At 57.2% G+C, this 12,915-nt stretch carries 11 protein-coding genes and 2 tRNA genes; 8 read left to right on the top strand and 5 right to left on the bottom strand.

What is annotated here, in order from left to right:
- Nucleotides 1-227 precede the first annotated feature (227 nt).
- The 5 genes from C1719_RS13410 to C1719_RS13385 all read right to left on the bottom strand — a co-directional run bounded on the left by C1719_RS13410 (nt 228) and on the right by C1719_RS13385 (nt 8,050).
- Entirely contained in the window at nt 228-5,174 is a 4,947-nt protein-coding gene (locus tag C1719_RS13410; RefSeq protein WP_102375568.1) for an isopeptide-forming domain-containing fimbrial protein, read from the bottom strand.
- 383 nt (nt 5,175-5,557) lie between these two features.
- Nucleotides 5,558-6,562, bottom strand: a complete 1,005-nt coding sequence (locus tag C1719_RS13400; RefSeq protein WP_102375566.1) for a hypothetical protein — start codon at nt 6,560-6,562, stop codon at nt 5,558-5,560.
- On the bottom strand, nt 6,543-7,100 hold the full coding sequence (locus tag C1719_RS13395; RefSeq protein ID WP_102375565.1) for an RNA polymerase sigma factor: 558 nt from the start codon (nt 7,098-7,100) through the stop codon (nt 6,543-6,545). The genes C1719_RS13400 and C1719_RS13395 overlap by 20 nt, the downstream gene beginning before the upstream one ends.
- A gap of 731 nt (nt 7,101-7,831) precedes the next feature.
- Nucleotides 7,832-7,905 (bottom strand) — tRNA-Gln (locus C1719_RS13390).
- Between the two features lie 69 nt (nt 7,906-7,974).
- A tRNA-Lys gene (locus C1719_RS13385) sits at nt 7,975-8,050 on the bottom strand.
- 220 nt (nt 8,051-8,270) lie between these two features.
- Between C1719_RS13385 and infA the strand changes: the two genes are divergently transcribed.
- The 8 genes from infA to C1719_RS13345 all read left to right on the top strand — a co-directional run bounded on the left by infA (nt 8,271) and on the right by C1719_RS13345 (nt 12,910).
- Nucleotides 8,271-8,489 (top strand): translation initiation factor IF-1, encoded by a 219-nt coding sequence (infA, locus tag C1719_RS13380; RefSeq protein WP_102375564.1) that lies wholly within the window; start codon nt 8,271-8,273, stop codon nt 8,487-8,489.
- A gap of 192 nt (nt 8,490-8,681) precedes the next feature.
- The gene (gene rpmJ, locus C1719_RS13375; protein ID WP_006363204.1) at nt 8,682-8,795 is read left to right on the top strand and encodes a 50S ribosomal protein L36; all 114 of its coding nucleotides are present in this window, start codon (nt 8,682-8,684) and stop codon (nt 8,793-8,795) included.
- 22 nt (nt 8,796-8,817) lie between these two features.
- Nucleotides 8,818-9,186 (top strand): 30S ribosomal protein S13, encoded by a 369-nt coding sequence (gene rpsM / locus C1719_RS13370; RefSeq protein WP_102375563.1) that lies wholly within the window; start codon nt 8,818-8,820, stop codon nt 9,184-9,186.
- A gap of 9 nt (nt 9,187-9,195) precedes the next feature.
- Nucleotides 9,196-9,594: a 30S ribosomal protein S11 gene (gene rpsK / locus C1719_RS13365; protein WP_102375562.1), complete on the top strand. Its 399-nt coding sequence runs from the start codon at nt 9,196-9,198 to the stop codon at nt 9,592-9,594.
- A gap of 16 nt (nt 9,595-9,610) precedes the next feature.
- Nucleotides 9,611-10,237, top strand: a complete 627-nt coding sequence (rpsD, locus tag C1719_RS13360) for a 30S ribosomal protein S4 (RefSeq protein ID WP_102375561.1) — start codon at nt 9,611-9,613, stop codon at nt 10,235-10,237.
- A 33-nt stretch (nt 10,238-10,270) separates the two neighbouring features.
- Nucleotides 10,271-11,221 (top strand): DNA-directed RNA polymerase subunit alpha, encoded by a 951-nt coding sequence (locus C1719_RS13355; RefSeq protein ID WP_102375560.1) that lies wholly within the window; start codon nt 10,271-10,273, stop codon nt 11,219-11,221.
- A 13-nt stretch (nt 11,222-11,234) separates the two neighbouring features.
- Nucleotides 11,235-11,909 (top strand): 50S ribosomal protein L17, encoded by a 675-nt coding sequence (gene rplQ, locus C1719_RS16265; protein ID WP_102375559.1) that lies wholly within the window; start codon nt 11,235-11,237, stop codon nt 11,907-11,909.
- Between the two features lie 170 nt (nt 11,910-12,079).
- Nucleotides 12,080-12,910, top strand: coding sequence for a MerR family transcriptional regulator (locus tag C1719_RS13345; protein WP_102375558.1), 831 nt, complete (start codon nt 12,080-12,082; stop codon nt 12,908-12,910).
- The last annotated feature ends 5 nt before the right edge of the window (nt 12,911-12,915 follow it).

Genomic DNA, 12,915 nt, shown 5'->3' with positions numbered 1-12,915 from the left:
ATTGAGTTGTAGCGCTTCGCTGCTCGTTGCTCGTTGCTCGTTGCTCGTTGCTCGTTGCTCGTTGCTCGTTGCTCGTTGCTCGTTGCTCGTTGCTCGTTGCTCGTTGCTCGTTGCTCGTTGCTCGTTGCTCGTTGCTCGTTGCTCGTTGGCGTATGGTGTGCCGGCGTTTTCGAGGGGTACGGGAAGCGCTTCTCGGGTTGATTCGATCCGAGAAGCGCTTTCTTGTTTTACTTCCAACGCAAATAGTTTTTTCTTCTTCGCTTTGCCGCGCGCGTCTTTCGGGGTCGCGGGTCGGCGGTGACGTCGACGTCGATGCGGTGCGGTCGCCTGTCCTCCTTTGCGCGCTTTGCACGAAAAGCGGCGGTGACGAGCAGGCCGAGAGCCAGTGCGGCAACGGCTCCAATCGCAAGAGCGAGGCCGCTATCGCCTGTTCTTGGGTAGGCTGCTTTTTCTCTCGTACCCGCCGTCGCGGGTAGCGGGTGTTCGACGATGTTGCTGGTGTTGTCGAGTGTTTCGTTCGAGCCGACGAGATCTATCGCTTCGGAGGCGAACGAAGCTTGGTTTGCGACGGTGCGGATCGATGGAGTGGATTCGACGGCGATTCTGAACGAAGCTTCGGCTGCCTCCCCGGGGTTCAATGTAGGTATCAGCCACTCGATCTGGTTGTTTTCGCGATCGTAGGTGCAATTCTGCGGCGTTGATTCGCCTGCGAACGTTGCTCCTGTCGGCAGAGGATCGTGCACGAGCACGTTTTTTGCCGCCTCGTCACCTTGGTTCGTGGCAACGAGCGTATAGTCGATCTCGTTTCCCGCCTGTACGATCTGCCCCGCTGCGGGAGCGGATGATTTGACGACGTTGACTATCGGGCCGAAAGGTTTTTCGGCTCCGACCGAGTGCACGACGCGTGCGGTGATCCGTTCGGGCTCGGGCAGCGTCGGATCGCCTGCGGTCTCTTGGGCCGAGGTGGTCGAATACCGCGCTTCGTTGATGATCCTGCCGGAGGCGATAGTCTCGTTTACTTGTACGGAAAAGCCGATCGTGCGCTCGCTTGCGGGGGCGAGATCGGTGAGCACCCATTCGATGTAAGGGCTTCGCTCGTCGGATGCGCGCACGAACGCACCCTCATCGGTGGCGGATTCGAATACGTAGGTGGTCCCCTCGGGAACGTAGTCGCGTACGCGCGTCGTCGGTGCCGTGTCATCTCCCGTATTGCGAACGGTGATGAGATAGGCGATGACGCTTCCCGGATCGACCGCCGATCCCGATGCCGGGTTCGCTGTCTTGTAGGCGGTTGTCGTGTAGCCGTAAACCGGATCGGACGTATCGGATGCATCGGAGATGGCCACCTCGTGCTCTGCGAATGCATCCCCGGTGTTGTCCGCCGAGGCCGTCGCAATGTTCTTGACCGAATCCCCTGCGGTTGCCTGTGGGTCGATCACCGACTCGTACGTAACGATCAGCGCATTTTCCGACGATAGGCTGGCTCCGGTTTCTATCGAAAAGCCGGTGGGCACACCGTCGTCGGATAGGCGATAATCGATGCGCGTTGGTTCGACGGTGTTACCGTCGGCATCGGAAACGACGATCGATCCTCGCGCTATTTGCGCTGCCGATGCGGCTTCGAGCTCATCTGCAATATGAACGTTGCGTGCTGGCTCCGCCTCGTCGGTGTTGCGGATTGCGAGCGAATAGCGCGCTGTGCATCCTGGCGCGTATGCTTTGCCATCCGATGATTTCTCGATGACGAGCGAGGTGCTGTCGGGATCGGCGCTGGCAACCGTGCAAGAGGCCTGTGCGCGCGGCGCATCGTCGGCTTCGGTCCAGGCGGTATTGCCCACTGTTCCCGATGGGGTTTTCGCCGCGAACTTCGCCTTGTAGGATACGATGAATTTCGATGAGTCGGGGAGGTCTGCATGCGTGTTGACAGTGAAGCCGACATGGTCTTCGGTATCGTTGTCGATCCACTCGATATCCCATCCCGAAACCGTGCGACCCTGGTGGTCGCGAAGGGCTACCGAGTCTTCGAGCACAATCGCGGCTCGCGGGCTGTCCGAGGAGAATTCGTCGCCAATTCGTACATCATGAGCTGTTTCACCTGTTCGCAGACTTGCTACCTCAATCGTGTATTCTGCGATCTCTCCAATGCGGTACGAACCCCTATCGGCGGTTTTCGCTATGCCCAAGGCCGGCCCCGCAACCGAAACGGTCTCTTCGTCGGTTGCCGGCAGGTTTTCATCGCTTGTGACCGCAATGCGGTTCGTAGCCGTTTGCGAAGCGAGCGCCTGGTCTGTAATCAGGGCTTGGTATTCGATTCGGTAGGCATGTTCGCGCTCGACTTCCAAAGGGTTCAGCGCCGATGTTTCGATGAGCGCTCCACCCGAATCGCAATCCCATATGCGATGGTTTCCCGTGTTGACGAGCGCGCCGTTCGTCTCGACCTTCCAGTCTTGCGTTCCGATGTTCTGGACAATGGTAGTTTGGTCGGTAACGATGTCGCCGTCCTGATCGCTGACCACGATGGAGTTGCGCAACAGCTCCATGCCGGGTGTCTCGAAAACGTCTTCGAAGACCACGTTGTTCGCCAGGGTGCCGCAAGCTGTATTGGACGCATCGATATGGTAGGTGACGACATCTCCCGTTTGATAGGCGAGCGAAGGGGCTTGTTTGGATACTTCGAGGCGCGGGGAATTAATCCAAACGCGGGCAGCCGGGTCGTTTTGGGTGGGGGCAGTGGCGTTTTTGGCGTGTGCGACTCCCCGGGAAAGCACTTCGAGACCGTTCGCTTCTTCCGTGGGAACGCAAGTGAACATGAGACGAACGGGGGTATCCGAGGGAAGGCAGGACAGCGTCAAGGACGCTCCACATCGATCTTCCTCGATTTCGGTTGCGCCGACGACGAGTCGCTGCTCGGTTTCTCGGTGGATGCTGTCGTCGCCGTGGGTGGGGTAGGAGATGCTGAGCGACTCGTTTTCGAACGCCATGCCTTCCATGCGAACGGCGTCGGGCCCGTCTGCGATGGACATGCCTTCGGGTAGTACGAGGCTTGCCAGCGCAAGATCGTTCGCGATGGTTCCATCGACGGTGTTCTCAACGGTGAGCGCAAACGTTATCGGCTCGCCGACGCGATGCTCGTAGCTGTTCTCGGTCGAAGGCGATACGGACACCTCTTCGGCGACGACGAGACGCGGCGAGTTGATGAAAACCTCCGCCTCGTCGGTTGCGGGCAGCGTTTCGGCGCCGGCGACACCCGCTTCGATGTTCTTCGCGTGCGCTTCTGCCGTGTTGACGACTTCGGTTCCGTTCCCCTCTTCGGCCGCCGTCGCGCGGTAGGCGATTTCTATCGGCTTCCCATAGTCGAACGTCTTCAGCTTTACCGTCCATCCCGCTTCGGTTTCGATGGTTTCGGCGCCTTCGCATCCGGTTGCTTCCACTGATCCGGGCACGAGCTTCAACCCTTCGGGCAGCGTGTCGGAGACGATCGCTTCGCGCGCTCTCGTGTTCTCGCGAATTTGATCGACCGTTGCATGGAAGGTTATTTCGTCGCCGACGAGAAACTCGTATTCGTCGGCGGTCGAGGGATCGGGATCGCTGTATTTGTTGATTGCGAGCTCGGGGGAAACGAGTTCGGTCACGACTCCTTCCGTTGTCTGTTCGATGCCGTTGATAGTGCTTTTCGCGCTGTTCGAAAACGACAGCGTGTCATCGTCGGGGTAATCGACAACCTCGGCGGCGATTTCGAGATAGTAGGTTTCTCCTGCCATGGCCATTCCGTTCTCGCAGAAGTCTCTTGAAAACTCGAACGTGACGAGTCTTGACGCCTCATCGAAGTGCGCGGTTCCGGCGGCCTCGAGCTCCGCGCCCGAATCATCGAGCAAACGTGCGCCTTTGTATTGCAGCGTGCTCGGCAGGGCATCGGATAAGATGAGCGAATCGTAACGGATGAAGCTCGTTGCGCCGAGGTCGTTGACTTGCTGGGCGATGCGGTATGTAACCGTGTCGCCCAATCGGACGCCGTCAGCCTTGTCGGCGGTTTTCGACGGCGCAGGCGGCGTGATTGATGTGAGCGTCATGAAATTGGTCGCAAACCACATGCTCCCGTTTGTCGCATAGCCATCGCCCGCAATTCCTGCGGTTCCCGACCACGAGGCGGTTTTGATCGCGTATGCTTTCGCATCGATTGCGTTCGAGGCGCCGCAATCGACGGCGAAGCAAACTGAGCGCCAGTAGAAGGTCTCCTCGCCGATCAGATCGGAGAAGTCGATTTTGCTGCCGTCGCCATCGAACACGTCGGGGCATCCGATGAACGTCGTGTAGCCGTCGTTGTATTCTGCCGTTTTGTCGTAGAGCAGGCTGCCTGGTAGAATGCTGTAAGGGGTTTTCACTCCGTTTCGGTTGTAGAGGCGCGAGGCGGCGGGGGCTTCGTTGCTTACATAGCAGGCGGAAACGCGGTCGCTCGGAACCGCGAACCCCTCGCCTCGGTTGAGCGAGGTGGCGGTTACGTACATGCGTCCGAGCTCGAGAGGGCTTCCGGTGTTCGCGTCGAAGAATTCGTAGCGCGTGTCGAGGACGTCGGTTCCTACGAAGAAGACGCCATGGCTGAAGCACTTCGGTATTTGAACGAGTGGATGGCCGGTATAGCTTTCGCTGTAATCTCCCTCCTCGTCGATGGATTTGCCGTCGCGGATCGTATAGGTTGTCTTAAGGGCGACGGGAACGCTGAACGAAGCGTCTGCAATGTCTTTCATATCGCCGATGTAGTCGTAGTAAACGCTGACGCTTGCTCCGTTTGCGGCAGAGGCGGTTTTGTCGCAAAGGAATCCGAATCCTGGAATTCTATCAGCGTTTCCGTAGACGTTTTCAGTATAGATCTGCATGGCCCGATAAGGGGAAATGTCTCTGTCGGGGGCGTAGCGCGATCCTCCATCTGCCAAGGCGACCATCTTGCCGCCCGAGGCGGAGAAGTCGGTGATTTCAATATCGTTCTCGTGATCGGCGAGGTTGATGTATTTACCCTCGTCGAAGAACGTCGTCCTATCAACCGAAACCACGCCTCTCGCTTGGAGCAGATCGGTATGGGGCGAGCCATAGGCGATAGGCGGACCGCATATGAGACCGGCTGCGCAGATGAGCAAAGATACGACGAATACGAGCATGCGAATCGGGTTGACGGGCATCGGCTTCCTCCTTGGTGTGCTTTCGTGCGCTTCTGAGTGCGCGCACCGTGGAAGCAAGCCTATCGCGCCCGTCTTTCGCGGCAGTCCGAGAAATCCGAGTGCGTTTTGGCGGAGATTGCGCGCAACTGGGAAGGGGTGCTTACGAGCTTGTGAGGTGTTAGAGAAGCAATGCGGAGTCCGAAGCGAAGCGGGAGGGAGCAAGAAAAGATCAGGGGAGGAGCAAAAAAGAGCGATGCTCGGCGTGCATGTTGGCGAGAAGCTTGGCGGTCGAATCGATCGAGGCCGACGGACCGCGTCTCGATCTGGGGATGTCCGGTTCGAGACGCGGGTTATCGAATCTGGATGCGGATGCACTTATGGTGTTGTCGGAGAAGGCTGCTCCGTTAATCAAGCTGCTCGATGACGAAGAAGGACGCCCGATCTTCCTTGCGACCTCCATCGACGTAGTCCTGATAGCGTTCAGCGAAATCGTCGACGGGTGCGATGCGGTACGAGTGGGTCTCGGTTGTTCCGTTCGAATACGTGGCCGTGATGGCGAGGGTGGCATTGCCGATCGCTTCGGCGGCCTTTGTTTGAACGAGCACTTCTAACTGGCTATGGGCTTCGTTGTAGGCATCCTGCTCGGCCTGGGGAAGCGGTTCATGGCGATTGGCGTCGATGCGTTTCAGGTATTGGTCGACTACTGCCGTTGGTTCGGCGAGATCTTCGTCGACGGAAACGTTGGCAACGATGTAGATGTAGCCTTTGCCAGGGTCTTTGAGGTCGCCCGGTTCGACGGAGAAGCTGTTGTGGCTGAAGTCTTCGGGTGCCGTGCTTGTATCGCGGGCGGGGTCGAAATTGAAGTAAACACCGTCGCCTTCAAGTTCGTAAGTTAGTTTTTCGATGCCCGTGCCCTCGCAGGCAAGATCGAAGTAGGTCGAGCAGATGTAGCCTTTTTTCATGCCCGTGTCGTGTATGAAATCGTTTTCGTAGGGATCGGAATCCTTCCAATCGGATTCATCGAAGCTATAAAAACCGCCCCAGCTTGCGAAATCGCCGAGGGCGAGCTTTATATTGTCGGGTCCGTCGAAATCCGTTCCATAGGCATAAGCTGTCAGCGTAAAGGAGTTTTCTTCGACGCCGATAAGGTGTTCCGCCGTCGGCGCGAGAAGGATTCCGCCGAGCACTACGGCAACGACGCACGCGGCTGCAACGGCAAAGCGCCGGATGGGCCTTCTTGGGGGCCGGCTCTGCCGCAACGGGATTGACGCTGTGGATGCCCCGGATACCTCAGATGCCTCTGATGCACGTTCGTCTTGAATGGCCTGATCGATGCGAGCGCGCGCGGTTTCGGGAAGCGCGACATTGCTCATGCGATCGCGGTAGTCGTCAAAAAGATTGCGTTTCACGGCTTACTCCTTTCTTTTCCCTCGTTGCCCGAGGCTCCGGATCGAGTACATCGCGCAGCTGCTTGCGCGCGCGAAAGAGGCGCGTGCGTACCGTTGCGGGATGCACGTCCAGTATTTTTGCTATTGAATCGGTCGGGCATCCTTCGATGTAGTGGAGGTGGACGACCTCTCTGAGTTTTTCTGGCAGCTGCGCGAGTGCCGTCCATACGGGATGCTCGGTTAACTCGTCGAGTGCGGAATCGCCAACCGCCCGATCCGCCAGAGGCTCCAGATTGTCCATGGTATCGACTTTGCGCTTCCAGGCGCTTCGATGGTATTCGCGGCAACGATTCGTGGTGACGTGCAGAAGCCACGCTTTCACATGCTCGTCGCCGTTGAAGAGCACGGTGCTTTTCAGCAAGCTGAGGAAAGCATCCTGTGCGATATCCTGCGCGTCGGCTGCGCAGCGCGTGTGGGAAAGCGCCAGCCGATAGACCGCGCCGCCCCACGAGTCGAGGGCCTGCTGCATGAATTGTTCCGAACGTAGTTGCTCAGCCATATGATCACCTCCTCACATCATACATGCACCAGGAGGTCGATTTGTTCCATGCGAGGGCGATAATGTGCCCATTGCATTTAGCGATGGGTATCGAGGCTCCAATGCGGCCAACTCGCGTTAGGGTAGCATTGCGCATCGTTTTGCGTTGAAGCAGAGCCATGTAATAATTTCCCTTTGCGAAAACAAGCTAAAAATGGCGGTCAAGGCAAGCTTCTGTCACCTCAACTGCGCCCAAGTCGCGTCTAAGCTGCTTACCTGTCGACGTTTGCGCAGGTCGGAAAATTCGAACGCTGAAAAGTGCGCCAAAAAGGCATCCGAAGGGCCCGCTGCAGATCGGATCTTTGACAGAAGCTTGCCTTGACCGCCATTTTCGGATCGTTTTTCCAGAGGAAGCTTGTTGGATGGGTGATTCTTGCAGAGAACCTCTGCAGAGCGCCCTTGCGAAGCACCCTCGGCGCGAGTCCGTTCGGCGAGACCTGATTTCAGGGGTGCATATCCGTGCGGAGCACGTGTTGCGGGGCTTGCGCAGCAGCGGCGAATTCGGGAGGTCATTCGTGCAGCGGCGCTTGGCTCGGGAGGTTGCATTCGTGCAGCGGCGCTTGATCCGGGGCATTCGTGCAACGGTGCTGGATTTAGGCGTATCCGAGCGACGAACGTCAGATTCAGTCTGCAGCTCCTGCCGCGCTTCAAAAAAAAGAAACTCCCCGGAGGGAGTTTGCCTGAAACTGCAATGGCTGGCCCACCAGGATTCGAACCTAGATAGCTGGTACCAAAAACCAGAGTCCTGCCGTTGGACGATGGGCCAGTGCGATTGCCTTTCCGCCATGTGCGAAACGGCAGGTGACGCGTTTCCAGCGCAGAGCCAAGGTAAAAGTGGTGGGCCGTGAGGGAGTCGAACCCGCGACCTTGGGATTAAAAGTCCCCTGCTCTACCAACTGAGCTAACGGCCCACTTTTTGCCTGAACAGCATGTGCATGCTGCATCCGCGAAACGCGACTCCTTATTGTAGCGGCGAGCCCGAAGTCGGTCAATGAGAATTATGCGATACTTTCAGACAATTCTTCTGTGCAGCCTGTGTGAACGAAGATATTGTGTGCTTGCATGGTGGCCTGCATTTTTGATATCATCTACGTTTGTCGCTTAATGACCTATTTGCTTTAAGGAGCACTTTTGACCAAAGAAGATGTAATCGAGCTTGAGGGTACGGTCCTCGAGGCATTGCCGAACGCAATGTTTAGGGTAGAACTCGAGAACGGCCACAAGATATTGGCTCATATCTCCGGCAAGATGCGCATGCACTATATCAAAATCCTTCCGGGAGATAAAGTAACGGTAGAACTTTCAGTGTACGATCTCAATCGCGGACGCATCACGTATAGGTACAAGTAAGCGATAAGTTCCCGCGCTTCGGGTTTCCGAATGTGCGGTTTTTGTGTGCTTGCACGATGCAAGTGCGCAGAACAAACGTGTGGATCAGCCCGATCCGCCATAAGAGACAACAATCACCTGCGGCTGGGTGTGGCTATACAGTAAAGAAGATGAGGGTCGCTTTAGACCTGCACAAACCGAAAGGAATTTATTATGAAGGTACGTCCTTCGGTCAAGAAAATGTGCGACAAATGCAAGATTATCCGACGCCACGGCAAGGTTCTCGTCATCTGCGAAAACCCGCGCCACAAGCAGCGTCAGGGCTAGGAAGAAAGAGGAGAAATAACCTATGGCACGTCTTGTTGGTGTCGACCTTCCTCGCGATAAGCGCATTGAAGTCGGCTTGACCTACATTTACGGCATTGGCCCCACCACAGCCAAGAAGATCATTGCAGAAACCGGTGTCGATCCTGATATTCGCGTGAAAGACCTGAGCGAAGACGATCTGACCAAGCTGCGTGATTACATCCAGGACAACCTCAAGGTCGAAGGCGACCTGCATCGCGAGGTTTCCCAGAACATCAAACGCCTCATGGAGATCGGTTGCTACCGCGGCTTGCGTCATCGTCGCGGCCTGCCCGTGCGCGGTCAGCGCACGCACACCAATGCGCGCACGCGCAAAGGTCCCAGGAAGCAAATCGGCGGAAAGAAGAAGTGAGGTAATTAAGTGGCAGCAAAGAAGAACGTGCGCACGCGCCTCAAGCGTTCCGAACGCAAGAACATCGCCGTCGGTGCAGCGCATATCAAATCTACGTTTAACAACACTATCGTGAGCATCACCGATCCTCAGGGTAATGTGATCTCGTGGCAGTCCGCTGGTACGGTCGGGTTCAAGGGCTCTCGCAAGTCCACCCCGTTCGCAGCGCAGATGGCTGCGGAAGCGGCAGCGAAGACCGCGATGGAGCACGGCCTGCGTAAGGTCTCCGTGTTCGTCAAGGGTCCGGGTTCCGGTCGTGAGACCGCCATCCGCTCGCTCCAGGCTGCTGGGCTCGAAATCGCCAGCATTCAAGATTGCACGCCTATCCCGCACAACGGTTGCCGTCCGCGCAAGCGTCGTCGCGTTTAACTGAAAGGATCTACACATGGCTCGATACACAGGGGCGGACTGCAGATTGTGCCGCCGCGAAGGGACGAAGCTGTTCCTTAAAGGCGATCGCTGCTATACGGACAAATGTGCCTTGGAGCGTCGCAACTATGCGCCGGGTGAAGCCGGCAAGAAGCGCGTGAAGGAAAGCGAATACCGCAATCAGCTCCGCGAAAAGCAGAAGACCAAGCGTATCTACGGCGTGCTCGAGAAGCAGTTCCGTGGGTATTACGATCTTGCCAACCGCCAGCAGGGCGTCACCGGCGAGAACTTGCTGCGCATCCTCGAAAGCCGTTTGGACAACGTGGTGTACCGTCTCGGTTTCGCCAAGTCCCGCGCAGAGGCTCGTCAGCAGGTCCGTCACGGCCATATCACCGTCAACGGCAAGCGCGTCGACATTCCGTCGTTCCGCGTGCGTCCGGGCGATCTTGTCGCCGTGGCTCCGAAGGCCAAGGATATGCTTGTCATCAAGAGTGCGCTCATCTCCAACGAGCGTGTGCAAGTCCCCGCATGGCTGGAAGTCGACATCGAGAAGCTGCAGGGCAGTGTGCTTTCCCTCCCGCAGCGCGATCAGATCGATCTCGACATTCGCGAACAGCTTATTGTCGAACTTTACTCGAAATAACATTGCGGCATACTAGAAGGAGGCTTACACAATATGACAGAGTTCATGAGGCCGACGGTAACAACGGAAGAGATTAACGAGACCGTTGCTCGTTTCGTTGTCGAGCCGCTTGAGCGTGGTTACGGTTACACATTGGGTAACTGCATGCGTCGAGTGCTCCTTTCGTCGCTGGACGGTGCGAAAGCAACCGCGATCCAGCTCGAGGGAGTGCAGCACGAGTTCACCACCGCTGAAGGCGTGATCGAAGATATTACCGACATCGTGCTGAATGTGAAAGGCCTGGTGTTTTCCGCACTTTCCGATGACATCGAAGAGGCGACTGCTCACGTATTGGCTGAAGGACCTTGCACGGTCACCGGTGCGGATCTCGATATCCCCACCGAATTCACGCTGATCAACCCCGAGCATGTCATTGCCACGGTTGCCGACGGCGGTCAGCTCGATATGACCATCCGCATCGGCGTCGGCCGCGGCTACGTCTCGGCTGAGCGCAACAAGCGCACCGAGGATCCCATCGGCGTCATCCATGTCGACTCGCTGTTCTCGCCGGTTCGTCGTTGCACGTTGAACGTAACCGACACCCGCGTTGGCCAGCGCACCGACTACGATAAGTTGGTGTTGGAGGTTGAGACCGACGGCTCCATCGCCCCGACTGAGGCGATCTGCCGCGCGTCTAACATTATCAACCAGTACATGGGCGCGTTCTTGAGCCTTTCCGATACCCTCGAGGAAGAGGAAGGCGAGGTTGCCTCGATCTTCGCTCCCGAAGGCCAGGAGAGCAACGCGGAACTCGACAAGCAGATCGAGGATCTGGACCTTTCGGTTCGCTCCTACAACTGCCTGAAGCGCGCGGGCATCCATTCCGTGCGCCAGCTCGTCGAGTTCTCTGAGAACGACCTTTTGAATATCAGGAACTTTGGTGCGAAATCCATCGAAGAGGTCAAAGATAAGCTGATCTCGATGGATCTCAATTTGAAGCTATAGGAGTTAGATAACGATGAGACACTATAAGAAAGGTCGCAAGCTCGGTACCGACGCGAGCCACACCAAGGCAATGAAGAAGAGCCTGGTCGGTGCGTTGTTCCTGAACGACCGTATCAAGACGGTCGATGCGCGCGCCAAAGAGATCCGTGGCGATGTCGACAAGATCATCACCTGGGCTAAGAAGGGCGACCTTCATTCCCGCCGTCTCGCCATTGCGGCGCTTGGCGATAAAGAGCTCGTTCGCGAGATCTTCGAGAAGGTCGAGCAGGGCATGTTCTCCGATCGTCAGGGCGGCTACACCCGCATCATGAAGCTCGGCAACCGCAAAGGCGACAATGCCCCCATGGTCATCATCGAGCTCGTGACCGAGCCCGTGAAGAAGAAGGCGGAAGAGAAGCCGGCTGCGAAGAAATCCGCCGCTAAGAAGGCTTCTCCGAAGAAGGCCGAGAAGACCGAAGAGGCCAAGGCTGTTGAGGCTGAAGAGGCCAAAGAGGCCGCCGAAGAGCTCGAGCAGATCGAGGAGGCAGTGAAGGAGGAAGCCGAGGCTTCCGTCGAAGCTGCCGATGAGGCGGGTGACACCGAGGCCGCCGTCGAGGCTGCCGAGACCGCTGCTGAGGCTGCGGAGGCCAAAGAGGAAACCCAGAAGGCTGAAACCGCTGCTGAGGAAAAGGCTGAAGAGGCCAAGTAAGCGCAGCGCTTGCGAACAGCATAGAGCTAAATCAGACGGGGGCTTCGGCCCCCGTTTTCTGTGTGCGGGGCTGGTTGCGGCCAACCGATTCGACGGACCGCATCGGCTTGCGCTTCCTGACAACGGGAGCGGAGCATCGGCGGCAAGAGGATATTATCGGAGGTGCAAGCATGTTCAAAATAGGGGAGTTCTCTCGGCTGTCGCGCATATCGGTGCGGATGCTTCGTCACTACGATAAGCTTGGTTTGCTCGTGCCGGCTGAAATCGATGCGAAAAGCGGCTATCGCCTCTATTCGGTGGAACAGCTTCCCCATGCCAACAAAATCACAACGTTGCGTGACATGGGATTCGGCATCGAGGATATCAAGCGATTATCGACGCTTGATGACGAGGCGCTGGCAAACGAACTGGAAAGAAGGGGCAAGGAGCTTCGCGCAGATATCGAGCGAAGCGAGCGGATGCTCTCCGATTTGGAAAATCTTAGACGTGCGGTGCTTACAGGCTCGAGCCTTTTCGACTACGAGGTATCGCTCGTATCGGTTCCTGCCTACGACGTCGTCTCTTTGCGGATGACCATTTCCGCCTACGATGACGAGCGTCTGGCGTGGGAGGCGCTTGGCGCGTACATGAAGGCGGAAAGGATATCCGTTTCCGATCCGTACATCGAATTCTGCGAGTTTCATAACGAAGGCGGCGAAGGCGAGGGCGTCGACATCGAAGTTGCCGTAGCTGTCGATGAAATGCGCGAAGGCTCGGGGGCGGTTCGCTTTTACCGAACTCAGGCATACCCCGAGGTTGCCTCGGTCATGATATACGGTCCTTACGAGAACATCGCTTCGGTGTATGCGTCGTTCGCCCAATGGCTCGAAGCTCATCCTTCGCTCGAAATGGCGGGAAACACCCGCGAGATCGCCCATCGCGGCTGCTGGAACGCGGATGACCCTTCTGAATACCTGACGGAATTCCAGATACCCGTCCAAACGAAAACCGCGCGGAGCTGATCGCT

The organism is Raoultibacter massiliensis (assembly GCF_900199545.1).
GTDB lineage: Bacteria > Actinomycetota > Coriobacteriia > Coriobacteriales > Eggerthellaceae > Raoultibacter > Raoultibacter massiliensis.
Note: the sequence above shows the minus strand (reverse complement) of the source record. Positions and strands in the feature narration are given on the sequence as shown.